Below are 24,931 nucleotides of genomic sequence, written 5' to 3'. Positions count from 1 at the left end.
GCTTCACCGGCGCGGCGCGGGCGGGTAAGCGTCGGCGCGAGGCAACCGCGACGGACATCACGCATGATCATCGGCATCGACCTTGGCACCACCAACAGCGCTTGCGCGGTGTGGAAGGACGGCGCGGCGACGCTGATCCCCAACCGGCTCGGCGAGACGCTCACCCCCTCGGCGGTGAGCATCGACGATGGCGGCGCGGTGCTGGTCGGCATGGCGGCGCGCGAGCGGCAGGCGAGCCACCCCGACGCGACCGTCACCGCGTTCAAACGCTATATGGGCACCAAGCGCACCACCCGGCTCGGCGGGCGCGACTATAGCGCCGAGGAACTCTCCGCGCTGGTGCTGCGCAGCCTGAAGGAAGACGCCGAAACCTTCCTGGGCGAGCCCGTCACCGAGGCGGTCATCACCGTGCCGGCCTATTTCAACGACCAGCAGCGCAAGGCGACCCACCGCGCCGGCGAACTCGCGGGTCTGCGGGTCGAGCGGCTCATCAACGAGCCGACCGCCGCCGCGCTCGCTTATGGCATCCACAATCTCGATGCCGAGGCGCGGTTCTTCGTGTTCGATCTCGGCGGCGGCACGTTCGACGTGTCGATCGTCGAGATTTTCGAGGGTATCATCGAGGTGCGCGCCTCGACCGGCGACAACCAGCTCGGCGGCGAGGATTTCAACGAGGTGCTGATCGCGCTGATGCGCGAGCGCTTCGCCGCGGAGTGGGGCGAGGCGGCGCACAACGACCGGCTCTACCAGCGCCTGCGCGAACAGGCCGAGCGGGCGCGGCGCGATCTGAGCGGCGGCACCGCGGCGACGCTGCGCGTGGTATGGCAGGACCGCGCCTATGAGATGGAGATCGACGCCGCCACGTTCGAGGCGCAGGCGGCGCGGTTGATCGAGCGGCTGCGCGACCCCGTGCTGCGCGCGCTGCGCGACAGCGATCTCAGGCCCGAGGCGCTGTCCGACATCATCCTGATCGGCGGGGCGACGCGGATGCCGCTGGTGCGGCGCGCGGTGGCGCGGATGTTCGGCCGCTTCCCCAATGCGACGGTCAACCCCGACGAGGCGGTCGCGCTCGGCGCGGCGGTGCAGGCCGGGCTGAAGGCGCGCGATGCGGCGCTCAAAGAGGTCGTCGTCACCGACGTGTGCCCCTATTCGCTCGGCGTCAACGTCAGCCGCCCGCTACCGGGTGGCGGCTTCGAACATGGCATCTTCGCGCCGATCCTCGAACGCAACACGGTAATCCCGGCGAGCCGGGTCCACGGTTTCCAGACGCTCACCGACAATCAGGCGGAGGTGGTGTTCGGCATCTACCAGGGCGAGGCGCGGCTGGTGCGCGACAATGTCGAGATCGGCAAGACCAAGGTGAAGGTGCCGCGCGGCCCCGCCGGACAGGACATCGAAGTGCGCTTCTCCTACGACGTGAGCGGTCTGCTCGAAGTCGATATCGTCGTCGCGCAGTCGGGCGAGCGCACCAGCCTCGTCATCAACGACGATCATGTCGGCGACGATGCCAAGATCGCGGAGCGGCGTGCGCTGCTCGCTAGCCTCAAGACGCATCCGCGCGACGAGGAACTCAACCGCGCGGCGCTGGCGCGCGGCGAGAAATGCTATGAGAATTTCCTCGGCGACGATCGCGCGCATGTCGATCATCTCATCAGCCGGTTCCAGCACGCGCTCGACGGGCAGGATCCGCGCGCGGTCGAGCAGGCGCGCGCCGAGTTCCACGCCGCGCTCGACGGACTCGAGGGCGAGCGCTTCCTGTGACCATCTGGAGCGTTCTGGGGATCGCGGCGACGGCGGACCGCGCCGCGATCCGCCGCGCTTACGCCAAGGCGCTGCGCGTCACCAATCCCGAGGACGATCCCGAAGGCTTCAAGGCCCTGCGCGCCGCCTATGAGATGGCGCTGGACTGGGCCGATCGCGCCTCAGCCTGGGACGCAGGCGAGAGCGCGGACGACATTGGCGAAAGCGGCGGCGCGGGGGTGACGCTGCGTTTCGACGAAGCCCAGTTTTTCGAGGTGATCGCGCCGTGCGATCCCGAACCCGAGACCCAAGCGGCGGACGCGCCGCCACCGTCGCCGCGCTTTCGCACCGGCCCGGCGGCGGGCGACCCGACCGACGCGCACGCGCCCGACCTCGCCGGCCTGTTCGCCGCCGAGCGCGAGGCCGGGATCGCGCGGCTGCGCGCGCTGCTCGCGACGCTCGAACGATCGCTGCGCGGGCCGTGGAACAGCGATGAGACGACGCTGCGCGAGACCTTCGCCGCGCTGCTCGCGACCCCGGCGCTCGACGAGATCGCGCTGCGCGCCGATGTCGAACGGGCGGTCGCCGAGCTGCTTGCCGACACGATCCCGCGCAGCGACGCGATCCTGGCCGAAGCCGCCACCGCGTTCGGCTGGACCGACGAGCGGGCGCACGCGGCCTCGCCGGCGGTCGCGGCGGTGCTGGCGCGGTTCGACGAATGGCGGCTCGCGGAGACGCTCGCCCGCCCCGGCAACCCGCTCCAGCCGGCCTGGCACAGCCTGACGCGCGGCGCCGGGCCTTATTGGTCGTGGCGGCTCGCCGCGTTCCGGCCCGGGCTGGAAAGCGGGGTGGCGACGCTGCTAGGCGCGCACGGGCCGATCGCGCCGGGCATCGCTTATTCGTTCAAGGCCGATTCGGTGGCGCGCTGGCGGCGTTTCCTGAGCCGTCCGCACGGGACGCTCGGCATGCTCGCGGCGATGCCGCTGGCGCTGCTGCTCTATCTCGCGCTGAAAGACGCGTTCGGCGACCCGCTGCCCGCACTGCAACCGTGGGCGAACTGGGCGATCGGCCTCGCCATTCTGCTCAGCCCGTGCGTGCCGTTCGCCGCGCAGTGGCTGCGCCACCGCTGGTCGCAGGCACCCCGCCCGGCATGGCTGGCGAATGGCTGGGTCGCGGGGCCGGCGCTGGTGCTGGCCGGCGCGATGCTGCTGCCCGAATCGCGCGTGGCGCTGCTCGGTCTCGCTTTGCTGACCGCGCTCGCGTGGGCTTGGATGGCGGTGGCGGGCGGCACCGCGACGATCGCCGAGGTGCGCCAGCGGGTGCTCGCGGGTGTGCTGCCCGGCCTCCTCGCCGCGCTGTTCGGCGGCGGTTTGGCGGTGGCGGCGCTCGATCCGGTCCACCGCGCCGCGCTGGCGCTGGTGTTCGCGCTCGGCGCGACGATCATGGTCGGGCCGCTGACGCAGGGCGCGGTGATATTAGAGCATGTGCCGCGCTGGCGCGCCGCTTTCGCGGTGCCGCTGGTGCTGGCGATCGGCGGACTCGGCTATGGTGCGGCGCTGCTCATCGGCATCCGCGGTGCCGCATTCTATGCCGCCGCGCTGACGTTGGTGGCGGGCCTGGTCATCGTGTCGGCCGCGCAGATCGCCGGGGTGCGGGGCAACCGCGAACATCTCGCGCTGCGCGCGCTCAAGATGGCGCTCGTCGCCGGGTTTGTCTTCGCCGCGATTCTCTCGCTCGGCGGGTTCGAAGATACCTGGGCGCCCGACCGATCGCTGCGCGGCAAGACCGAGGCCGCGCTCGATTCGCATGGCGAGCAGGCGTTGAAGCTGCGTGCGCTGCGTCAGCGCGTCGCGGGGTTCGATGCGATCGCGCGCGGCAACCCGGCGCTGTGGCAGCAGATCGCGCAGGCCGTGTCCCGACAACCGGACACCGAGACCGCAACGACGCGCGTCATCGACCTGGTCGGCGCGGCCTATGCGAGCCATCTGCCCGTCGCCCCGGACGCAGCGCTGCTGGAGGAGATCGAAATCCGCCGGCTACGCCTGCTCGCGCTGCGCGGCCGCTCTGGCGAGGCCTGCGCGAAGCCCCGCGCCACCGTCGACGAGAAAGCGTTGCCGCAGACGCTGCGCGACCGGCAGGCCGCGCAGACCTTCGCCATCGCCGCCGCGCCGCGCCTGTCGGACGCGCAACTGACCGCGACACCGCCCTACCCGCCGGTGGCGTTCAACGCGATGGTGACGGGAGCGAGCGGGCTCGATTATGAGGCGTTCATGCGCGCGGCGGACGGCAAGGCGGGCAAGGCCGCGCAGTGCGATGCGCGCATCGCCTTACTGACCGCGCTTGCGCGCGCCCCCGACCGCGCCCGCGCCGCCGCGACCGCGCGAATCGTGCTGTTCCCGGCGCTGGCGACACCGGCGCGCGCCGCGCCATCGACCTGACACGCATTTCCCGCGCGGCGCTTTTGCCCCTACAGGCGGTGCGATGACCATCCCAAGCTACGATACCATCGTCCTCGGCGCGGGCGCCGCCGGGCTGATGTGCGCCGCCGTTGCCGGGCAGCGCGGTTCGCGCGTGCTGCTCGTCGATCATGCCGATGCGGTCGGCAAGAAGATCCTGATCTCGGGCGGGGGGCGGTGCAATTTCACCAACCTCCACACCGCGCCCGACCGCTATCTGTCGGCCAATCCACATTTCGCCAAGTCCGCGCTCGGGCGCTACACCGCGCAGGATTTCCTCGCGCTGGTCGAGGCTTATGGCATCGTCTGGCATGAGAAGACGCTCGGGCAATTGTTCTGCGACGGATCGGCCAAACAGATCGTCGCGATGTTGCAGGCGGAGTGCGACAAGGGCGGCGTGACGCTCGCGCTCGGCGCGCCGGTCGGCGCGATCGACCATGGCGACGGGGGGTTCCGCGTGGCGATCGGCGGTCGCGCGGCGGCGGCGCCCGCGCTGGTGATCGCCACCGGCGGGCCGTCGATTCCGCAGATGGGCGCGACCGGCTTCGCTTATGATCTGGCGCGGCGCTTCGGACTGAAAGTGGTCGAGCCGCGCCCGGCGCTGGTGCCGCTGACGCTGGGCGGCGACGAGACGCTGTTCCGCTCGCTCTCGGGGGTCGCAACCGAGGTGGTGGCGAAGACCGGCAAGACCGCGTTCCGCGAGGCGGCGCTGTTCACGCACAAGGGGTTGTCCGGCCCGGCGATCCTGCAAATCTCCTCCTATTGGCGGCATGGCGACAGCGTCGGCATCGATTTCCTGCCCGCGCTCGCGGACGGCTGGCTGGTCGCGGCCAAGCATGCGCGGCCGCGCGTGACGCTCGAACAGGCGCTCGACCGCCATTTGCCCGCGCGGCTCGCGGTGACGCTCGCCGACCGGCTCGATCTCGACGGGGAGCTCGGCGGCTTCACCGACAAGCGCGTCGCGGCGGCCGAGCGGCACCTGGCGGACTGGCGCTTCTCGCCCAACGGCACCGAGGGGTTCGCCAAGGCCGAGGTGACGGCGGGGGGCATCTCCACCGCCGAACTGTCTTCCAAGACGATGGAGGCGCGCAATGTGCCCGGCCTCTACGCGATCGGCGAAGCGGTCGATGTCACGGGGTGGCTTGGCGGGTATAATTTCCAATGGGCCTGGGCGAGCGGCCATGCGGCGGGGCTGGCGATCGCGGGGGCGTAAACCCGGTGGGTGGTTACACACCGCGCGCCACGCGTTACAGCACGGTCATGACAACCGATCCCTTCGCCCTGTTCGACGCCTGGTATGCCGAGGCGCGCGCATCCGAGATCAACGATTCGAACGCGATGGCGCTCGCCACCGCCGACGCGGGCGGTCGGCCGGCGGTGCGCATGGTGCTGCTCAAGGGGCATGGTCCCGACGGTTTCGTGTTCTACACCAACCAGCAGAGCCGCAAGGCCGCGGACATCGCCGCCAACCCGCAGGTCGCCTTGCTCTTCCACTGGAAGTCGCTGCGCCGCCAGATCCGCATCGAAGGGCCGCTCGCGCGCGTCACCGAGGCCGAGGCCGACGCCTATTTCGCCAGCCGCGCGCGCGATTCGCAGCTTGGCGCCTGGGCATCGGACCAGTCGCAGCCGCTCGACGCGCGCGAGACGTTCGAAGCGCGCTTCGCCGAGGTGCGGGCGCGCTTTGAAGGCGGCGACGTGCCGCGCCCGCCGCATTGGAGCGGCTACCGCGTGACGCCCGATCGCATCGAATTCTGGCAGGACCGCGCGCACCGCCTCCACGAACGCCGCCTGTTCACGCGCACCACCGACGGCTGGGACGAGGGCCTGCTCTACCCATGAGCGGCGCGGTGCCGCTCGCGACGCGCGGCGCGCTCGCCAGCGTGGCGACGGCGTGCTTCCTGCTCGCGCTGAAGGGCTATGCGGCGTGGGCGACGGGATCGGTGGCGATGCTCGGATCGCTGGCCGACACCGCGCTCGATCTCGTCGCGTCATGCGTCACGCTGTACGGCGTGCATCTCGCGACGATCCCCGCCGATCACGACCATCGCTACGGCCACGGCAAGGCCGAGGCGCTGGCGGCGCTGTTCCAGGTCGCGCTGATCTCGGTGTCGGCGGCGGGCATCGCGTGGGAGGCGATCGGCGCGCTGGGCGCGCCCGCGCCGACGCGGCACGCGGGCACCGGCATCGGCGTGTCGATCGCGGCGATCATCGTGACGCTCGCGCTGGTCGCCTATCAGCGCCGCATCATCGCCGCGACCGGATCGGTCGCGGTCAGCGCCGACAACGTGCATTATCAGTCCGACCTGCTGCTCAACGGATCGGTGATCGTCGCGCTGGTGCTCGACCAGCTTCTGCACGTGCGCGGTGCCGATCCGGTGTTCGGCGTGGCGATCGCGCTGTGGCTCGCCTGGGGCGCGCTGCGATCGGCCGGAACCGCGATCGACCTGCTGATGGACAAGGAATGGCCGGTCGCCGAGCGCGACCGGCTGATCGCGCTGATCGCCGACCATCCCGAGCTGCGCGGGCTGCACGACATCCGCACGCGGCGATCGGGCACGCGCGATTTCGTGCAATTCCATATGTATGTCGCACCCGAGATGACCGTCGCCGCCGCGCATGAGGTGGTCGAGGAGGTGGAGGCGCGAATCACCGCGGTGTTCCCCGACACCGAGATCCTGATCCATCTCGATCCCGGCTGGCTGCTCGACGCGCGCAACCCGCTGATCGAACCCGATGTGATGATCGCCGACGCAAAGGACCGCGCATGAGACTGCCCTTCACCCAGATCGACGCCTTCGCGACCCGGCCGTTCGAGGGCAATCCGGCGGCGGTGATGCCGCTGACCGAATGGCTCGACGACGCAACCTTGCTGGCGATCGCGCGCGAGAACAATTTGTCGGAAACCGCCTTCCTCGTGCCCGATGCGAGCGGCGAAAGCGATTTCGAGCTGCGCTGGTTCACCCCCGCCGACGAGGTCCGGCTGTGCGGCCACGCGACGCTCGCCAGCGGGCATTTCGTGCTGGCGGCGGACCCCGACCGCGTGCGCGTCACCTTCCGCACGCGCCGCGCCGGGGTGCTCGCGGTCGATCGGCAGGGCGATGGCTACGCGCTCGCGCTGCCGGCGTGGGCGCCCTCGCCCAAGCCGCTGCCCGAGGTGGTTGCGGCGCTCGGCGTGGCGCCGGTCGAGACGCTGTGGCGCGAGGGCGGCTACGGCGTGATCGTGCTCGCCGACGAAGCTGCGGTGCGCGCCTGCGCGCCCGACATGGCGCGGCTGGCGGCGAGCGGCGACCATCAGGCGATCGTCACCGCGCCGGGCGATTCGACCGACGTGGTGAGCCGGATGTTCGCCCCCGGCGCGGGCGTGGACGAAGACCCGGTGACGGGGTCCGCGCATGCGGTGATCGTGCCCTATTGGGCGCAGCGGCTCGGCCGCGACAGCTTCACCGCGTTTCAGGCGAGCGCGCGCGGCGGGCGGCTGACATGCGCGCTCGACGGCGACCGGGTCGTGCTGGGCGGCGGCTGCGTAACGGTGATCGAGGGGACGTTCTTCCTGTAACCATCGCGCCGGGCGACGATGCTGTTGATATCTATACCACGATAAAGTCCCATATTTTACCGGGACAGCGACTCGGCGACATGGCCTTTCGAACAGCATCGGAGACCATGTCATGCGCGTATTCCTCACCGGGGCGACCGGCTTCATCGGCTCGCGGATCGTACCCGAACTGCTCGCCGCCGGGCATCAGGTGCTCGGGCTGACGCGATCGGACGCGGGCGCGCGGGCGCTCGAAGCGGCCGGCGCGGAGGCGTTTCACGGCACCCTCGAAGATCCCGATGGCCTCGCCGCCGGCGCGGCGCAGGCCGACGCGGTGATCCACACCGCGTTCGACCATGATTTCGCGAACTTCGTCGCCAATTGCGCGAAGGACGCGCGCGTCATCACCGCGCTCGGGCAAGCGCTCAAAGGGTCCGACCGGCCGCTCGTCATCACCTCGGGCACCGGCATGGGCAATGCCGTGCCCGGCCAGCCCGCCACCGAAGATGCCTTTGTCGCCGACAATCCCAACCCGCGCGTGCTGTCCGAAAAGACCGGGGCCGAACTGCTCGAGGCGGGCATCAACGTCTCGGTGGTGCGGTTGCCGCAGGTGCACGATACCGAGAAGCAGGGCCTGGTCACGCCGTATATCGAGATCACGCGCGAGAAGCGGCTGGCGGCCTATGTCGGCGAGGGGCGCAACCGCTGGCCCGCCGCGCATGTGCTCGACGTGGCCAAGCTCTATGTGCTCGCGCTGGACGCCGCCGAGCCGGGCGCGCGCTATCATGCGTCCGATGAGGAAGGCGTGGCGGCGCGCGACATCGCCGAGGCGGTTGGCACGGGGCTTGGCGTGCCCGTGGCGTCGCTGACCGCCGAGCAAGCGCAGGCGCATTTCGGCTGGCTCGGCCTGTTCGCCGGGATCGACATGCCGTCATCGAGCGCGTGGACGCGGCAGCGGCTCGGCTGGCGGCCGAGCGGGCCGGGGATGATCGCCGACCTGCGCGCGATGGACTATTCGGTGCGGTAAGCGCGCCCCCTCCCCGTTCGTGTCGAGCGGCGTCGAGACACCTGCGCTCCGCATGGTCCCTCGACGTCGCTCGGGACGAACGGTTGCTGGCGTGAGCGCTACGCCGCGACCAGCGCGCGCTCGGTCTCTTCGATCCAGCCGCCGCCGAGCACGCGTTCGCCCGCGTAGAGCACCGCCGCCTGGCCGGGCGCGACGCCATATTCGGGCGCGTCGAACGTCACGCGGTCGCCGATCAGCCGCGCCGGCACCGGTTTGGCGAGCGAGCGCACCTTGGCGGTGAGCGGCCCGTCGAAACCGCCGCCGAGCCAGTTGATCCCCGACAGCCGCGCCGCGCCGACGGCGAGCGCGGCGCGCGGGCCGACCACGACCTGGCGTGTCGCCGCGTCGAGCCGGATCACGTAGAGCGGCTCGGGCGTGCCGCCGATCTCGAGCCCGCGGCGCTGCCCGACGGTGAAGTGGATCAACCCCTTGTGGCGGCCGAGCACGCGACCGCGCTCGTCGACGATCTCGCCGCTGGTGTCGGCCTCGGGCCGCAGCTTCTTGACCAGCGATGCATAATCGCCGTCGGGCACGAAGCAGATATCCTGGCTGTCGGGTTTGGCGGCGACCCCCAGGCCCAGTTCGGCGGCGAGTTCGCGCACGCGCGGCTTGGGCAGGCCGCCGAGCGGGAAGCGCAGGTAATCGAGCTGGCTTTGCGTCGTCGCGAACAGGAAATAGCTCTGGTCGCGCGCGGGATCGGCAGCGCGGTGGAGTTCGGCGCCGTGTGCGCCTTCGACGCGGCGGACGTAATGGCCGGTGGCGAGGCAATCCGCACCGAGATCGCGCGCGATCTTGAACAGGTCGGTGAATTTTGGCCCCATGTTGCAGCGCACGCACGGGATCGGGGTCCGGCCCGCCAGATATTCGTCGGCGAACCCGTCGATCACCTCGGCGCGGAAGCTGCTTTCATGATCGAACACGTAATGCGCGATGCCGAGCCGGTCGCACACCGCGCGCGCGTCGCGGATGTCGCGGCCCGCGCAGCAACTGCCGGCGCGGCCGACCGCCTCGCCATGATCGTAGAGCTGGAGCGTGATGCCGATCGTCTCCGCGCCGCTGCGCGCGGCGAGCGCGGCCACCACCGACGAATCGACGCCGCCCGACATGGCGACGACGATGCGGCGGCCGGCAAGGTCCGCCCCAAGCTGGAAATCGGCTTCGGAGATCATCGCGTGCAGATAGGGCGTGGCGGCGGCGGATGCAAAGCGCGGCGGGGCGGGCGCCGGCACGAACGCGCATCCGCGATTTTCTTCGCGCGCTTTACCAAGCCTTTAGACGGGTTCGTTTACACGGATTTCCCTGGCACAAGAAAGCGGAACGCCGTCGTGGACCTGAGTTTTTCCCATTTCGTACAGGACGGCCGCGTCACCGGCCTGCCGCCCGATCTGGCGGTGCTGATGGTCGGCGTCTCGGCGCGTCAGGCGGCGAGCCCGACCGCGATCCTCCACGCGCGGCTGTCGCCCGTCGCGGCGCCGCGGAGCGTGTTCACGCCGAGCGGCGGCGCGTTCAACCGGGCCGTGGCCGCGACGTTCGGACGCTGGAAAGCGGGATGAAGGCGGCGTTTACCCTCCTGCTTTAACCGCCCTTCAATCCCGATACGATATCCCCATGTGACGTGAGAGGGGGCCCCCCGCCCCGATCGAGGTTAGTGATGATCGAGAACCAGAAGATACGACCGGCCAAGGTGATCGGCCCGCTCGGGGAGCCGCTGACGCTCGAATCGCTGCCGCCGCCCGAGACGACGCGCTGGGTGGTGCGCCGCAAGGCCGAGGTCGTCGCCGCCGTCAACGGCGGGCTGCTGACCGTCGATGAGGTCTGCCAGCGCTACAACCTCACCGTCGAGGAATTCGCGAGCTGGCAGCGCGCGATCGACCGGTCGGGCATGCCCGGCCTGCGCGTGACGCGCATCCAGCATTACCGCTCGCTCTACGAACGCCAGCAGAAATACTGACCGCGGCAGGCGCGCGCACCGGCAAAACCGGAACAAATTCGGTCCCGAAACGTCTTGCTCCCTGTCATCCCCGTCGAGGGGGCATAATGGAGGGAAACATGGGACTTATTATCTGGCTCGTAATCGGCGGCATCGTCGGTTGGCTCGCAAGCATCGTCATGCGCACCGACGGTCAGCAGGGGATTATTCTCAACGTCGTCGTCGGCATCATCGGCTCGGTGATCGCCTCCGCGCTGTTCGGCGGCGGCATCAATCAGGTCATTACTGTCACGACCTTCATCTATTCGTTGATCGGCGCGATCATCCTGCTCGCGATCGTCAACCTGGTCCGCCGCGGCTCGCTCCGCTAAGCTGACGTTTGCGAAGATCACGGGCCGCGCGGTTCACGCCGCGCGGCCCGTGTCGTTTCACTTGAGCAGGAAGCGCACCGTCAGCGACGCCGACACGCGCGATTCGCCGGCCGCGACCGGGGTCGAATCGGCCCTGACGGCGCGCTGGAACATCACGGGGCCAGGCGTCGCGCCGTCGTTCACGCCGGTCTCGGCGATCGAGACGATCCGCGCGACCGACAGGCCGGCGGCGCGCGCATACAGATCGGCGCGCGCGCGGGCGATCTTGATGGCGGCGGCGCGCGCCTCGTCGAGCGCGGCTTCGGGATTGTCGATCGAGAGGTTCGGCCCGTCGATCTGGTTCGCGCCGACCCCCGCCAGCGTATCGAGAATCGCGCCCGCCTTGGCGATGTCGCGGAAGCGGATCGCCACCGAATTGGTCGCCTGATAGCCGGTGATCGTCGGCGCCTGCCCCTCGGCATAGCGATATTGCGGGCTAAGGTTGACGGTCGCGGTCTGGACATCACGCGCATTCACCCCGGCGCGCTTGAGCGCGTCGAGCACGCGGGCCATGCGCTGCGCGTTGTCGCCCAGCGCCGCCGCCGCGGTCGCGCTCTGGGTGACCACGCCGGCGCGGATCGTCGCGACGTCGGGCGCGCGCGTGGTGCTGCCTTCCGCCTGCACATCGAGCAACGTTCCGTCGGCGAGGATCGTCGGCGCGGCCGGCACCTGCGCCTGCGCGCCCGCGGGCACGGCGGCGAACGGAAGCACCGCCAGCGCGGTCGCCTGAAGATATGAACGCATGTTTCGCAAATCCTCCCGGTTGAGCGGGCCGGCAGGCCCGGTACGGCCCTGTTCGCATGGCCTGGAACAACCGAGGATGAACGAAGGTGATCGGCGCTTCGGCAAGAAAATCTTCCGAAACGGTCACTATACGACAGATTTCATGCTGAAATCGGCGCGCGACGTCTTGCCGAAGCCTTCATGACGGGTCATTCCTCGCTCGCTTCGCGAAGAACCCTTGAGCGCGGTGCGTTGTTTCTGTAACACAGCACCCGGTATACGGCATCGGCCGGGGCGAGGACGTGAGCGACATGAACTACGAGACGCCGTTATTGGACAATGGCGGCACCCTTGCCCTGCCCGCCCCCGAGGCGGAACGCGGCTATCGGCGCACGCTGGTGATCGGCGCGGTGATCGCGATCGTCGGCGCGCTCGTCCTCGGCTGGTGGTGGATGCACAGCCACCCCGGCGCCAAGCCCGCCGCCGTCGAGCAACTGCCGAGTGTCACCGTGTCGGCGCCGGGCCGCTCGAACGTGGCGGCGGTCATTTCGGCGACCGGCACGCTCGCCGCCAAGCGCGACATGCCGGTCGGCGTCGCCGGCGAAGGCGGCATGATCACGCGCGTGCTGGTCGAGCCGGGCCAATGGGTCGGCAAGGGCCAGGTGCTCGCCACCATCGACCGCGCGGTGCAGACGCAGACCGGCGCATCGCTCGCCGCGCAGGTCCGCGCCGCGCGCGCCGACGCGGGGATCGCGCAATCCAATTACGACCGCGCGCTGGCGCTGGTCGATCGCGGCTTCATCTCCAAGGCCGATCTGGAGCAGAAGGCCGCCACCCGCGACGCCGCGCTCGCGCGCGTGAAAGTCGCGCAGGCCTCGCTCGACGAACAGCTCGCGCGCAACGGCCGGCTCGACATTCGTGCGCCCGAGGCCGGGCTGATCCTCGCGCGCGGCGTCGAGGCCGGGCAGATCGTCGGCGCGAGTTCGGGCACGCTGTTCCGTATGGCCGAGCGCGGCGAGATGGAGATGCGCGCGCAGTTGAGCGAGGGCGATCTTGCCGCGATCCACGTCGGTTCGCCCGCCACCGTGCGCCCGGTCGGCAGCAACGTCAGCTATAGCGGCACCGTCTGGCAGGTCTCGCCGGTGATCGACACGCAGACCCGGCAGGGCATCGCCCGCATCGCGCTAAGCTACAATCCCGCGCTGCGCCCCGGCGGCTTCGCGGCGGCCGAGATCGGCGGCGGCTCGACCAGCGCGCCGCTGCTGCCGAACTCGGCGATCCAGAGCGACGATCGCGGCAACTTCGTCTATGTGCTCGACGCGAACGATAAGGTCGTGCGCCGCGACGTGAAGGTCGGCGAGGTTTCGGACAATGGCGTCGCCATCGCCGAGGGGCTGAGCGGCAGCGAGCGGGTCGTGCTGTCGGCGGGCGCGTTCCTCGCGCCGGGACAGAAGGTGAAGCCGATCCTGCAAAAGCCGCTTTCCCAAAAGCCGCGCGGCTGACGCGCGATGGGCTTCCGCAACATCTCCGCCTGGTCGATCCGCAACCCGGTGTTCGCGATCGTCCTGTTCTTCATGCTGAGCGTCGCCGGCATCGTCAGCTTCGCGACGATGGACGTCAACAACCAGCCCGACATCGAATTCCCGGTCGTCATCATCGAGGTGAACCAGCCCGGCGCGGCGCCGACCGAGCTCGAGACGCAGGTCACGCAGAAGGTCGAGGCGGCGGTGCGCAGCCTCCAGGGCATCGACGAGATCGATTCGACCGTGACCGAGGGCCAGTCGGAGACGGTCGTCCAGCTCGCGATCGGCACGCCGATCGACCGCGCGGTCGAGGACGTGCGCGGCGCGATCCAGCAGATCCGCAGCGACCTGCCCGACGGAATCCTCGAACCGCAGGTGATCCGCGCCAACACCACCGGCAACGATCTGGCGAGCTATGCCGCGATCGGCACCGACATGACGATCGAGGAACTGAGCTGGTACATCGACAACACGGTGTCGAAGGAACTGCTGTCGGTGCCCGGCATGGCCGCAGTCGACCGCAACGGCGGCGTCAGCCGCGAGATCCGCGTGATCCTCGATCCGCTCAAGCTGCAGGCGCAGGGGCTCACCGCGAGCCAGGTCAACCAGCAGCTTCGCCAAGTCAATCTCAACGCCGCCGGCGGCCGCGCCGAGATCGCCGGATCGGAACAGGCGGTGCGCGTGCTCGGCAACGCCAAGAGCGCCTATGATCTCGGCCAGACGCAGATCTCGGTCGGCGGCGGGCGCTCGATCCACCTCTCCGACATCGCCGACGTGCGCGATCTCTACGCGGAGCAGCGCTCGTCGTCCGAACTCGACGGGCGCCAGGTGCTGAGCTTCGATTTCCAGCGCTCGAAGACCGGCTCGGACGTCAACGTCTACAAGGGTGCGGTCAAGAAACTCGCCGAGCTCGAGAAGCGCAACCCGAAGGTCAAGTTCAAGGAGATCTTCAACTCGGTCAAATATACCGAGAAGCAATATGACTCGGCGATGGAGGCGATGATCGAGGGCGCGCTGCTCGCGGTCGTGGTCGTGTTCATCTTCCTGCGCGACTGGCGCTCGACCGTCATCTCCGCGCTGGCGATCCCGCTGTCGGCGATCCCGAGCTTCTGGTTCATGGATCTGATGGGCTTCACGCTCAACAACATGACGCTGCTGGCGCTGAGCCTCGTCGCGGGTGTGCTGGTCGACGACGCGATCGTCGAGATCGAGAACATCGTGCGGCACATGCGGATGGGCAAGACCGCCTATCAGGCGTCGATCGACGCCGCCGACGAGATCGGCCTCGCCGTGCTGGCGACGACGATGGCGATCGTCGCGGTGTTCCTGCCGGTCGGCCTGATGCCCGGTCTCGCGGGGCAGTTCTTCAAGAATTTCGGCCTCACCGTCGTCGTCTCGGTGCTGATGAGCCTCGCGGTCGCGCGGCTCATCACGCCGATGATCGCGGCCTATTTCCTCAAGGCGCACGGCACCGCCAGCCACGGCGAGGGCCGGCTGATGGACGTCTATATGGCGACGCTCCGCTGGACGCTTCAGCACCGCTGGTCGGCGATCGTCGGCGCCGCCACCGCGCTCGCGCTGACCGTGGTGTGCTTCTCGGTGATCCCGCAGACCTTCCAGCCCGACCGCGACAACGACAGCAGCCGCGCCAATATCGAGATGGTGCCCGGCACAACGCTCGCGCAGACGCAGGTGGTGGTGCGCAAGGTCGCCGATTTCCTCAGCCAGCAGCCCGAGGTCGCCTCGGTCTATTCGCGCGCGCTGGTCGGCAGCGGCCGGGTGAGCGCGATCCTCAAGCCGCGCGGGCAGGGCCGCGACGTGACCAGCGTCGCGTTCGAGCGCCGGCTCGCGCCGCAGCTCGCGCAGTTCGCCGATGCGCGCGTCTCGTTCCAGTCGGGCAACGGCTGGGGGAGTTCGGGCCGCGACTTCACCGTTACGCTCGGCGGCGACGATCCCGCGGTGCTGCTCAAGACCGCGCAGACTTTGGTCACGCAGATGTCGCATGTCCCGAGTCTGGTCGCGCCGCGAATCGCGGGCGATCTCGAACGCCCCGAAATCGTCATCCGGCCGCGCATGGACCTCGCCGCCAATCTCGGCGTGACCACCAACGCGCTGTCGACCGCGATCCGCATCGCGACGCTCGGCGACATCGACCAGAACAGCGCCAAATTCTCGCTGTCGGATCGTCAGGTGCCGATCCGGGTCGCGCTCGCGCAGAATTCGCGCCAGCGGCTGTCGACGATCAAGAACCTGCCGGTGCAGACCGCCGCCGGCGAATCGGTGCCGCTCGGCCTCGTCGCGGACATCGGCTTCGGCGCCGGGCCGACCAAGATCGAGCGCGTGGCGCAGCAGCGCCAGATCACGGTCGGATCGGATCTCGCCCCCGGCGTGGTGAGCGGCACCGCCAAGAAGCTCGTCCACGATCTGCCGATCATGAAAAACATGCCGATGGGCGTGAAGGAACTCGTGCTCGGCCAGTCGAAGTGGGAGGAGGAGATGATCTCCAACTTCATCGTCGCGGTGTTCGCGGGCGTGTTCCTGGTGTTCGCGGTGCTGGTGCTGCTCTACCAGCGGCTGCTGCCGCCGTTCGTCAACATGGGCTCGCTGATGCTGGCGCCGCTGGGCGGGCTGATCGCGCTGCTGGTGACCGGCTATCCGGTGTCGATGCCGGTTTATATCGGCATGCTGATGCTGCTCGGCATCGTCGCCAAGAACTCGATCCTGCTGATCGATTTCGCGCTGGAGGAGATGAAGCACGGCGTACCCGTGCGCGCCGCGATCCTCGATGCCGGGCACAAGCGCGCGCAGCCGATCGTGATGACGACGGTGGCGATGGTCGCGGGCATGCTTCCGACCGCGTTCGGCCTCGCCGGCGACAAATCGTTCCGCGCGCCGATGGGCATCACCGTGATCGGCGGGCTCACGCTCTCGACGATCCTGACGCTGCTGATCGTGCCGGCATTGTTCAGCCTCGCGGTCGGGATCGAGCGCTGGGCGGGGCCGCGGCTCGGGCGGCGGCTGCTCACCTATCGTCCCGGCGACGACGGGCAGCCGCTGATCGAGCATGACGATACCCCACGGCTGCCACCGCACCCGGCGGAGTAATCCCCCGTCGCCCCGGCGAAGGCCGGGGCCGCTGAGTTTTGAGGCACTCGCTCGCCAAATTGCGCAGCGGCCCCGGCCTTCGCCGGGGCGACGATAATAACGGCGGACTTGAACTATCGGGCGCCTCGGGCTTTTGTTTCCCGATGAGGAAAGCCGGTCCCCTGCGCATCGAAGCCGTCTCGCCGGGGCTGGTCCGCATGCGGCTGATCGCGACGGGGCTGTTGCTGGCGATGGCGGCGGTGTTCCTCGTCTCGCGCGCCTACGACCAGCGCTGGCCCGCGCTCGGCTTCGTCCGCGCCTTCGCCGAGGCGGCGATGGTCGGCGGGCTCGCCGACTGGTTCGCGGTGACCGCGCTGTTCCGCCATCCGCTCGGCCTGCCGATCCCGCACACCGCGATCATTCCGCGCAACAAGGATCGCATCGGCACCACGCTCGCCGCGTTCCTGCGCGACAATTTCCTGATTCCGCGCGTGGTCGCGCGGCGGATGCTGCGGCTCGACGTGGCGGGCGCGGCGGGGCGCTGGCTCGCCAACCCGCTCGCGCGCGACGGGCGCATCGCGCGCGGCGCCTCGGCGCTGACCATCCACATTCTTCAGGCGCTCGACCAGCAGCGGCTCGGCGGGATGGTCAAGACGATGATCGGCACCCGGCTCGCCGATCTCGATGTCGCGCCGCTGCTCGGCCAGGCGCTCACCGCCGCGATCGCGGAAGGACGGCATCTGCCGCTGCTCGACGGCATCGTGCGCTGGGCGGCGCGCATCCTCGAGGCGAACGAGCATCTGATCCGCGCGATGGTGCATGAGCGCGCCGGATCTATCCTGCGCTGGACCGGGCTCGACGAAACGCTCGCCAACAAGATCATCGCCGGGCTGAACGGGCTGCTCAGCGACATGGCCGCCGATTCGGCGCATCCGCTCCGCGCCAAGGCCGAGGAGGCGCTGGAAACCCTCGCCCATGACCTGACCCATTCCGCCGAAATGCGCGCGCGGGTGGAGGCGATCAAGGCCGAGATCATCGCCAATCCCGCCATGCAGCGCTGGCTCGACGGTCTGTGGGAGCAGGCGCGCGGCGGCCTGCTGCGCATGGCGCGCGACCCCGACCGGGTGATGCAGGGTCCGATCGGCGACGCGCTGCGTCAGCTCGGCGAGACGCTCCAGCGCGAACCGAGGCTACGCGCGACGATCAACCGCTTCGTGCGCCGCACCGTCGTCGGCATCGCCGCCGATTACGGCGACAACATCGTCCGGCTCGTCTCCGAGACCGTCAAGGGCTGGGACGCCGACACGATCACGCGGCGGCTGGAGAATGCGGTCGGGCGCGACCTGCAGTATATCCGCATCAACGGGACTTTGGTCGGCGGGCTGGTGGGGTTGGCGATCCATACGGTCGACGTGGCGCTCGGCTGAGCGTAGCCCGCCACAATACCGTCACCCCAGCGCACGCTGGGGTCTCTCCGCGATAGCACGCGCCCGGCCCCCGGGAGACCCCAGCGTGCGCTGGGGTGACGATGAGGAAAGCGGCGCGGGGACGTTCGTTCACGCCCTCACCGCTCCCAATCCACCACCGTCCAGCCGCGCAGCGCCGCCATCACCCGCAGCGGCGCGTGGGCGTTGACCGCGAAGGCTTCGTCGGCCCATTCGAGCGTCGGCGCGTCGGAAACGTGATCGCTGTAGAAGCGGATCGTCGCATCGTCGCGCGCGATCCCCTGTTCGGCCATCCACGCCTCGATCATGCGGAGCTTGGCGGCGCCGTAGCAATTCTCGCCGTCGATCCGCGCGCGGACCCGGCCGCCGTCGGACGCCACCCCGGTGCCGATCACGTCGTCGAAGCCGAGCCGTTCGGCGATCGCGCGCGCGTAAAAGGCGTAGGAGGCGGTCGCCAGCACGATGCGCCGCCCCGCCGCGCGATCCGCCGCGATCGCCGCGCGCGCGCCGGCATAGACGCCCGTCGCGACGACACCCTCGGCGAAGCGCGCCGCCGCCGCCGCCGCGCGCGCCTCGGGCCAGGCATTGCCGAGCATCAGACGCTGGGTCGTCGCCTTGAGCGCGCCGCGATCGAGCCGCTTGAGCGCATAGCCGAGCGTCGCCACCCCCGCGAGCGGCAGCAGCGCGAGCCGCCACGGCATTTCGCGCCGCGCACTCGAAACGAGGAACGAAGTCCATGTCGGTGCGTAGGTGATCGTCTTATCGAGGTCGTATATGGCGATGGCGTGCATCGGTTCATCCTAGCAAAAGCGCGGCTTGCCGTTCCAGCGCGATTGCAGCAAAGATGCGCGCGATGACCGAACCAGCCGCCTTCACGTCCGAACGCTCCGGCGCGCGCGACGTGGTTCGCTTCACCGGCAGCCTGTCGCTGGCGCAGATCGGCGATCTGCCGGACCGTTTGCGCGATTATGAGGGCGAAGTCGATTCGATCGATCTCAGCCGCATCGAGCGCATCGACACCGTCGGCGCATGGCTGATCCACCGCTTCGCGGCGCAGCATGGTGCCGAGATCGACGGCCTCGACTCCGACGGCAGGCATCTGCTCGAACAGGTCGAGGCGGCGGATCAGCCGGTGGCGATCCGCCCCGCGCCGGTCGGCGGCATCGCGCGCGTGATCGGCGAGGTCGGCGACGCGGTGGTGGTGACCGGCAAGACCTTGGTCGGCCTGCTCGGCTTCTTCGGCGCGATGATGATCGCGGTGTGGCACATCGTCATCCACCCCAACCGCTTCCGCTTCAACGCGACGGTGCAGCGCTTCGAGGTGGTCGGCGTCAAGGCGCTCGGCATCATCGGGCTGATGAGCATCCTGATCGGCATCGTCATCGCGCAACAAGGCGCGGTGCAGCTCCGCCAGTTCGGCGCGGAGGTCTATACGATCAACCTGCTCGGCCGGCTGACGCTTCGCGAACTCGGCGTGCTGATGACCGCGATCATGGTCGCCGGGCGCTCGGGCTCGGCGTTCGCGGCGCAGCTCGGCACGATGAAGCTGACCGAGGAGATCGACGCGATGCGCACGATCGGCGTCTCGCCGATGGAGGCGCTGGTGCTGCCGCGCGTGATGGCGGTGGTCATCATGATGCCGCTGCTCGGTTTCTATTCGGCGCTGGTCGGCATCATCGGCGGCGGGCTGCTGTGCTGGGTGTCGCTCGGCATCCCGCCGGTGACGTTCATCCAGCGGCTGCGCGAGGTGGTGCCGCTCACCGATCTCTACGTCGGGCTGGTCAAGGCGCCGGTGTTCGGGGCGATCATCGGCATGGCGGGCTGTTACCAGGGCATGCTGGTCGAGGGCGATGCCGAGCAGGTCGGCCAGCGCACCACCTCGGCGGTGGTGCAGGGCATCTTCCTCGTCATCGTGCTCGACGCGTTCTTCGCGGTGTTCTTCACATGGGTGGGCTGGATATGAGCGCGCAGCCCGAAGACACCGACACCGACGACGTGATCGTCGTCCGCGGCCTGCGCAACAGCTTCGGCGAGCAGGTCGTCCATGACGGGCTCGATCTCGAGGTGCGGCGCGGCGAGATCTACGGCGTGGTCGGCGGGTCGGGCACCGGCAAATCGGTGCTGATGCGCTCGATCATCGGCTTGCAGAAGCCGCAGGCGGGCGACATCCATGTGCTCGGCGAGCCGACCATCGACCGCGAGGAGACCGAGATGGTCGACCTCTCGAAACGCTGGGGCGTGCTGTTCCAGGGTGGCGCGTTGTTCTCGACGCTGACCGTCGCGGAGAACGTGCAGGTTCCGCTGCGCGAATTCTACAAGGGGCTGCCGCCCGCGCTGCTCGACGAGATCGCCGCGTACAAGGTGGTGATGACCGGGCTGCCCGCCGATGCTGGGCCGAAATACCCGTCGCAGCTTTCGGGCGGGATGAAGAAGCGCGCCGGCCTCGCCCGCGCGCTCGCGCTCGACCCCGAGGTGCTGTTCCTCGACGAGCCCACCGCCGGGCTCGACCCGATCGGCGCGGCCGCGTTCGACGAGCTGATCCGCTCGCTCCAGAAGACGCTCGGGCTGACCGTGTTCCTCATCACGCACGATCTCGATACGCTGTACGCGATCTGCGACCGCGTCGCGGTGCTGGCCGACCACAAGGTGATCGCGGTCGGCACGATCGACGAGCTGCTCGCGACCGATCACCCGTGGATTCAGGAATATTTCAGAGGGCCGCGCGGCCGCGCCGCGAGCGCTTCGGTTGAGCATGCCGCGGCCAACGAGATTGCAGGGACCGAAAGCTGATGGAAACGCGCTCGAATCACGTCCTGGTCGGCTCGGTGGTGCTGATCCTGCTGCTGGTGATGGCGGCGTTCCTCGTGTGGATCGCGCGCTTCGGCGCGGCGACCGACAAGGAATATGACATCTTCTTCAAACAGTCGGTCGATGGTCTCGCGAAAGGCTCGGCGGTCGCGTTCTCGGGCGTGCCGACCGGCGAGGTCAAGGAGATCGCGCTCACCAACGATCCGCAGTTCGTGCGCGTGCGGATCAGCGTCAACCGCGACACGCCGATCCTGGTCGGCACCACCGCGACGATCCAGGGCAGCTTCACCGGCACCAGCACGATCCAGCTCGACGGCGCGGTGAAGGGTGCGCCGCCGATCACCTGCCCCGAAACCAACCCGCTGCTCGATTGCCCGAACGGCGTGCCGACCATCCCCGCCAAGGCCGGGGGCCTCGGCGCGCTGCTCAACTCGGCGCCGAAGCTGCTCGAACGCATCTCGACGCTGACCGAGCGGTTCAACGAACTGCTCTCCGATAAGAACCAGCAGTCGATCACCGGCATCCTCGCCAACACCAACCGGCTGACCGGCGCGCTCGCCGATCGCGGGCCGGAGATCGCGGCGACGCTCGCCGAGATGCGCACCACGCTCAAGCAGGCCGGTGACGCCGCCAAGCAGATCGGCGACCTGGCGGGATCGACCAATACGATGATCAACGAGGACGTCCGCCCGGCCACCAAGAACCTGAGCGCGACCGTCGCCTCCGCGCAGCATAGCATGGAGACGCTCGACGCGGCGATCACCGACGCGCGGCCTGGCATCAAGGCGTTCTCGAAGGAGACCATCCCCGAGGTCGGCGCGCTGATCCACGATCTGCGCAATATGTCGCAGGCGCTGACCGCCGTCGCCGAGAAGCTCGATCGCGGCGGCGCGGGATCGCTCGTCGGCCAGCCCAAGCTGCCCGACTATAAAGGTGGCAAGTGATGGCCCAGCATATGAGGTTTCCGATGCGTCCGCTCCCCCTGAAAGCCTTCGCCGCCTTCGCCGCGCTGGCATCGCTGTCGGGCTGCATCAGCCTCGCGCCCAAGCCGCCCGCCTCGCTGCTGACGATCACCTCGACCACCGCGCTGCCGGCCGGTCAGGACCAGAGCTCGGCGAGCGCGGCGACGATCATCATCCAGGTGCCCGCCGTCTCGCAGGCGCTGGCGGGCAATCGCATCCCGGTGCAGATCAACCAGACCTCGATCGCCTATGTGCCCAAGGCACTGTGGGTCGAGCCGCCGGCGCGGCTGTTCGCGCGGCTGGTGTCGGACACGGTCGCGGCGAAGACCGGGCGCGTCGTGCTCAGCGTGTCGCAGTTCCGCGCCGATCCGGGTGCGCGGCTCTCGGGCGAACTCCGCAGCTTCGGGATCGACGCCGGCTCGAAGCAGGCGGTGGTCGCGTTCGACGGGTCGCTGATCCGCGACGACAAGAACGTGATCGAGAAGAAACGCTTTTCGGCGAGCGTGCCGGTCTCCACGATCGACGCGAACGGAAGCGCCGCGGCGCTCAACCAGGCGGCGAACCAGGTCGCGGGCGAGGTCGCGGACTGGGTGGGAAAGTAGCCTCGTTCGTCACCCCAGCGCACGCTGGGGTCTCTGCGTGGTAGCGCGTTCCCGGCCCCCGGGGAGACCCCAGCTTGCGCTGGGATGACGAACGAGGGCGGGTGGCGGAACTCACGCCAGCATCGCTCGCAACACCGGGCTGAGCCACTCGCGCGCGCCGCCTTCCGCGCGATAGACGCACCGTACGGCCAGCCCCTCGCGCTCGGCGAGCGCGGCGCCCGCCGCCGGGCCGAGCACCGTCAGCGCGCTCGCCCAGGCATCGGCGATCATCGCCGACGGGTGGAGCACGCTGAGCGAGGTTACGGCGCGGGCAGGATGGCCGGTGCGCGGATCGAGCGTGTGGGGGCCGCGCACGTAATCGCCCGACGTGGCGACCGCCAATCCGTGTAGCGCGACACGAAGCGGGGCGAGCTCCGCACCCGGCGGGGTCTCGATATCGACCCACCAGGGATCGAGATCGGGCCGCACGCCCATCCCCCGACATTCACCGCCGATCTCGACCAGCGCGTGTACGACATCCTGCTCCCAAAGCAGGCGCGCGACAGCATCGACCGCATACCCCTTGGCGATTCCCGACAGATCGAGCGCGACGCCGCCCGGCTGGTGCAGCCACCCCGCGCGATCGTGCGCGATCCCGCGCCACCCCGACACCGCCAGCGCCGCCGCGATCTCCGCGTCCGAGGGCACGCGCGCGTGCGGTCGAGAGCCGAACCCCCATAGATCGACCAGCCGCCCGATCGCCGGATCGAAAGCGCTACCCGAGCGCTCGGCAATGTCGAAGCCAGCCGCGATCACCGTCGCAAAGTCTTGCGGCAGCCTCGCCCATGTGCCCGCCGGGGCGCGATTGAAGCGGCTGAGCGCCGACTCCGGCTCCCAGTGGCTCATCTCGCGGACGATCCCGGTCAGCCGCCGCACGATCGCCATGCGCAACGCCGTGACGTCGTACGCGGCGGGAACGGCGCAGCGCGCCCGCCACACCGTTCCCATCGTCTCGCCGGCGAGATCGGCCACGCGCGCGGCGCGGTCCACCCCGGCGATCGCGCGCGCGTCGAGATCGCGCGGGATCGCGAGGCGCATCGTGCCGGCGGTTACGGCGCCACCACTTCGAGCGTGGCGGTGTAGCTCATCCGCCGCTCGGTCGCGCGGGGGGCGCTCGGGTGCGCGTCGGTGGTGGTGGCGTTGAGCCAGAACAGCCCGGCGAACGGCCATTTGACCTCGGCGACACCGTCCGCACCCGTGGTCACGTCGAACGCACCTTCACTATCGCGATAGCGCTTGCCGCCGGGGACGAGCGTGACCTTGAGACCGGCGGCGGGCTTGCCATCGATGAGGAAGCGGAACGTCGCCGGTTCGTTCGACACGAGTTCGTCGGGGTGCGTCACCGGCACCATCTCCAGCGCGGTGTTGGTCGGCTGGAACACCGTCGTGGTCGGTGCGCCAGCGGTGATGAAGACGTTGTTCTGGCCGATCACCTCGGTGAGCTTGATGTCGGTCGCGTTGGCCGGGATGTCGGCGACGGTGGCGACGCTCGGGCGCGGCGGGGCACCCTCCCCGGCCGGCCGGGCCGCGCCCGGCGCGGGCGGACGGGCTGCCCCGCCGAAGCCGCGCCCGCCGACGCGCCACTCGACGCCATCGAGCTTGAAGCTGCCGATCACCGCCGATTGCGTCGTGCCGATCTTCCAGGTGCCGGGCTTGTCGATCCTGACGTCGAACACCGAGCGATAGTGCAGCGTCGCCGCGTTTTGGATCTGCGCGGGGCTGCCGTCGGGTGCCCAGACCTTGACCATTTCGGAGCGCATCGGATTGTGATCGGCGAAGAACAGATCGTTCGAGATCGCCGCGTCGATCGAAACCCAATCGTCGGTGCCCGAGACGATCGTGGTCGAGGGCACGAGCCAGGCGCGATGCGCAAGCGCCGGGGCGGCGCAGGACAGCAGGGCGGCGGCGGTGGCGAGACGGAAAGCGGGGCGCATCGAAAATCTCCCGGTTAGAGCTTGGTTGTCTCCGTTCGTCCTGAGTAACTGCCGAGTAGCCCGCAGGGCGTATCGAGGCAGTGTATCGAAGGACAGGGCAGCGCGATTCACTGCGCTTCGATACGGGCTCTCGATACGGCGCAAGCGCCTACTCGATCCCTACTCAGCACGAACGGCTGAAGGTGATCTCGACCTGTTTCACCGGATCGTGACGGTGCCGAGCTCGGCCTTGCCCGCCGCGCGCGCGGGCTTGACCGGAACGCCGAGCGGGACCGAGACCAGTTCGCGCCCGCCGGTCTCGCGCGCGGCCTCGACGTACAGCGTGTACGCGCCGGGTTTGAGATTGGTGGGCAGCGGAATCTGGTAGGTGCCGGGGGGGCGCGTCGCGCCGCTCAGGCCGTCGGCGGGAAGCGCCAGCGAACGGCCGCCCTTGCGCCAGAAGGTGCGCAGATCGGACAGCCATTTGGTGCCCGGCTCATTGCCCTTCTTCTTGATGTCGTACCACACGAACACCGTCTGCGCCGCGCCACCGCCCACCGGCTCGATCCATGCCGCGACATAAGGCCGATGATATTCGGCGACCGGCACCTGCGGAATGGTGACGCTGATCGTGCCTGCGCTCGCCGGTGCGGCCAGCGCACCGGCGATCAGAAGCGGTGTCTTGCGCATGGTGG

At 69.5% G+C, this 24,931-nt stretch carries 23 protein-coding genes; 17 read left to right on the top strand and 6 right to left on the bottom strand.

Translation table 11 applies throughout. From position 1 onward, the window contains the following. Positions 1-63: 63 nt before the first annotated feature. The 7 genes from PX554_RS09060 (at position 64) to PX554_RS09030 (ending at position 8,758) form a co-directional block, all read left to right on the top strand. Positions 64-1,761: an Hsp70 family protein gene (locus tag PX554_RS09060; RefSeq protein ID WP_275500864.1), complete on the top strand. Its 1,698-nt coding sequence runs from the start codon at positions 64-66 to the stop codon at positions 1,759-1,761. Further along, a complete protein-coding gene (locus PX554_RS09055) occupies positions 1,758-4,178 on the top strand; it encodes a hypothetical protein (RefSeq protein WP_275500861.1) in 2,421 nt (806 codons plus the stop codon). The genes PX554_RS09060 and PX554_RS09055 overlap by 4 nt, the downstream gene beginning before the upstream one ends. Before the next feature lie 43 nt (positions 4,179-4,221). Further along, positions 4,222-5,409, top strand: coding sequence for a BaiN/RdsA family NAD(P)/FAD-dependent oxidoreductase (locus PX554_RS09050; protein ID WP_275500859.1), 1,188 nt, complete (start codon positions 4,222-4,224; stop codon positions 5,407-5,409). A 47-nt stretch (positions 5,410-5,456) separates the two neighbouring features. Further along, a complete protein-coding gene (gene pdxH / locus PX554_RS09045) occupies positions 5,457-6,035 on the top strand; it encodes a pyridoxamine 5'-phosphate oxidase (RefSeq protein WP_275500857.1) in 579 nt (192 codons plus the stop codon). After that, positions 6,032-6,964, top strand: a complete 933-nt coding sequence (locus PX554_RS09040; RefSeq protein ID WP_275500855.1) for a cation diffusion facilitator family transporter — start codon at positions 6,032-6,034, stop codon at positions 6,962-6,964. The genes pdxH and PX554_RS09040 overlap by 4 nt, the downstream gene beginning before the upstream one ends. Further along, positions 6,961-7,752, top strand: a complete 792-nt coding sequence (locus PX554_RS09035; protein ID WP_275500852.1) for a PhzF family phenazine biosynthesis protein — start codon at positions 6,961-6,963, stop codon at positions 7,750-7,752. The genes PX554_RS09040 and PX554_RS09035 overlap by 4 nt, the downstream gene beginning before the upstream one ends. A gap of 112 nt (positions 7,753-7,864) precedes the next feature. Then, positions 7,865-8,758 carry an SDR family oxidoreductase gene (locus PX554_RS09030; protein WP_275500851.1) on the top strand — a complete coding sequence of 298 codons (894 nt, stop codon included), beginning with the start codon at positions 7,865-7,867 and terminating at the stop codon, positions 8,756-8,758. A gap of 98 nt (positions 8,759-8,856) precedes the next feature. Here the strand turns inward: PX554_RS09030 and mnmA are convergent, their stop codons facing one another. After that, on the bottom strand, positions 8,857-9,963 hold the full coding sequence (gene mnmA / locus PX554_RS09025) for a tRNA 2-thiouridine(34) synthase MnmA (RefSeq protein ID WP_275501012.1): 1,107 nt from the start codon (positions 9,961-9,963) through the stop codon (positions 8,857-8,859). A gap of 159 nt (positions 9,964-10,122) precedes the next feature. On the opposite strand from mnmA, the gene PX554_RS09020 reads away from it, so the two are divergent. The 3 genes from PX554_RS09020 to PX554_RS09010 all read left to right on the top strand — a co-directional run bounded on the left by PX554_RS09020 (position 10,123) and on the right by PX554_RS09010 (position 11,098). Then, positions 10,123-10,350 (top strand): hypothetical protein, encoded by a 228-nt coding sequence (locus PX554_RS09020; protein WP_275500849.1) that lies wholly within the window; start codon positions 10,123-10,125, stop codon positions 10,348-10,350. A 98-nt stretch (positions 10,351-10,448) separates the two neighbouring features. Next, positions 10,449-10,748: a CtrA inhibitor SciP gene (gene sciP, locus PX554_RS09015; protein WP_093226062.1), complete on the top strand. Its 300-nt coding sequence runs from the start codon at positions 10,449-10,451 to the stop codon at positions 10,746-10,748. A gap of 98 nt (positions 10,749-10,846) precedes the next feature. After that, complete coding sequence (locus PX554_RS09010) at positions 10,847-11,098, top strand: GlsB/YeaQ/YmgE family stress response membrane protein (RefSeq protein ID WP_093226060.1); 252 nt, start codon at positions 10,847-10,849, stop codon at positions 11,096-11,098. Between the two features lie 57 nt (positions 11,099-11,155). On the opposite strand, the gene PX554_RS09005 is transcribed toward PX554_RS09010, so the two are convergent. Next, positions 11,156-11,881 carry an SIMPL domain-containing protein gene (locus PX554_RS09005; protein WP_275500846.1) on the bottom strand — a complete coding sequence of 242 codons (726 nt, stop codon included), beginning with the start codon at positions 11,879-11,881 and terminating at the stop codon, positions 11,156-11,158. A gap of 290 nt (positions 11,882-12,171) precedes the next feature. Here PX554_RS09005 and PX554_RS09000 point away from each other — a divergent pair, with 290 nt between their 5' ends. The 3 genes from PX554_RS09000 (at position 12,172) to PX554_RS08990 (ending at position 17,894) form a co-directional block, all read left to right on the top strand. Next, complete coding sequence (locus tag PX554_RS09000; RefSeq protein ID WP_275501010.1) at positions 12,172-13,362, top strand: efflux RND transporter periplasmic adaptor subunit; 1,191 nt, start codon at positions 12,172-12,174, stop codon at positions 13,360-13,362. Between the two features lie 6 nt (positions 13,363-13,368). Beyond that, entirely contained in the window at positions 13,369-16,488 is a 3,120-nt protein-coding gene (locus PX554_RS08995) for an efflux RND transporter permease subunit (protein WP_275500843.1), read from the top strand. Between the two features lie 143 nt (positions 16,489-16,631). Continuing rightward, positions 16,632-17,894: a DUF445 domain-containing protein gene (locus PX554_RS08990; RefSeq protein WP_176787251.1), complete on the top strand. Its 1,263-nt coding sequence runs from the start codon at positions 16,632-16,634 to the stop codon at positions 17,892-17,894. Between the two features lie 137 nt (positions 17,895-18,031). On the opposite strand, the gene PX554_RS08985 is transcribed toward PX554_RS08990, so the two are convergent. Continuing rightward, a complete protein-coding gene (locus PX554_RS08985) occupies positions 18,032-18,703 on the bottom strand; it encodes an HAD-IB family hydrolase (protein ID WP_275500836.1) in 672 nt (223 codons plus the stop codon). A gap of 62 nt (positions 18,704-18,765) precedes the next feature. On the opposite strand from PX554_RS08985, the gene PX554_RS08980 reads away from it, so the two are divergent. The 4 genes from PX554_RS08980 to PX554_RS08965 are packed head-to-tail and all read left to right on the top strand — an operon-like array spanning position 18,766 to position 22,284. Then, the gene (locus tag PX554_RS08980; RefSeq protein WP_093226173.1) at positions 18,766-19,875 is read left to right on the top strand and encodes an ABC transporter permease; all 1,110 of its coding nucleotides are present in this window, start codon (positions 18,766-18,768) and stop codon (positions 19,873-19,875) included. Continuing rightward, on the top strand, positions 19,872-20,702 hold the full coding sequence (locus tag PX554_RS08975; RefSeq protein WP_093226053.1) for an ABC transporter ATP-binding protein: 831 nt from the start codon (positions 19,872-19,874) through the stop codon (positions 20,700-20,702). The genes PX554_RS08980 and PX554_RS08975 overlap by 4 nt, the downstream gene beginning before the upstream one ends. Continuing rightward, positions 20,702-21,664 carry an MlaD family protein gene (locus tag PX554_RS08970; protein ID WP_093226051.1) on the top strand — a complete coding sequence of 321 codons (963 nt, stop codon included), beginning with the start codon at positions 20,702-20,704 and terminating at the stop codon, positions 21,662-21,664. Before PX554_RS08975 ends, PX554_RS08970 begins: the two co-directional genes overlap by 1 nt. Before the next feature lie 23 nt (positions 21,665-21,687). Further along, on the top strand, positions 21,688-22,284 hold the full coding sequence (locus PX554_RS08965) for an ABC-type transport auxiliary lipoprotein family protein (protein ID WP_275500830.1): 597 nt from the start codon (positions 21,688-21,690) through the stop codon (positions 22,282-22,284). A 111-nt stretch (positions 22,285-22,395) separates the two neighbouring features. Here the strand turns inward: PX554_RS08965 and PX554_RS08960 are convergent, their stop codons facing one another. The 3 genes from PX554_RS08960 to PX554_RS08950 all read right to left on the bottom strand — a co-directional run bounded on the left by PX554_RS08960 (position 22,396) and on the right by PX554_RS08950 (position 24,926). After that, positions 22,396-23,361 carry an FAD:protein FMN transferase gene (locus PX554_RS08960; protein ID WP_275500827.1) on the bottom strand — a complete coding sequence of 322 codons (966 nt, stop codon included), beginning with the start codon at positions 23,359-23,361 and terminating at the stop codon, positions 22,396-22,398. A gap of 11 nt (positions 23,362-23,372) precedes the next feature. Beyond that, positions 23,373-24,257 (bottom strand): DUF4198 domain-containing protein, encoded by an 885-nt coding sequence (locus PX554_RS08955; protein ID WP_275500824.1) that lies wholly within the window; start codon positions 24,255-24,257, stop codon positions 23,373-23,375. 198 nt (positions 24,258-24,455) lie between these two features. Next, on the bottom strand, positions 24,456-24,926 hold the full coding sequence (locus PX554_RS08950) for a DUF2271 domain-containing protein (protein ID WP_275500822.1): 471 nt from the start codon (positions 24,924-24,926) through the stop codon (positions 24,456-24,458). Positions 24,927-24,931 lie beyond the last annotated feature (5 nt).

The organism is Sphingomonas pollutisoli (assembly GCF_029167165.1).
In the GTDB taxonomy this organism is placed as follows: Bacteria; Pseudomonadota; Alphaproteobacteria; order Sphingomonadales; family Sphingomonadaceae; genus Sphingomonas; species Sphingomonas pollutisoli.
Note: the sequence above shows the minus strand (reverse complement) of the source record. Positions and strands in the feature narration are given on the sequence as shown.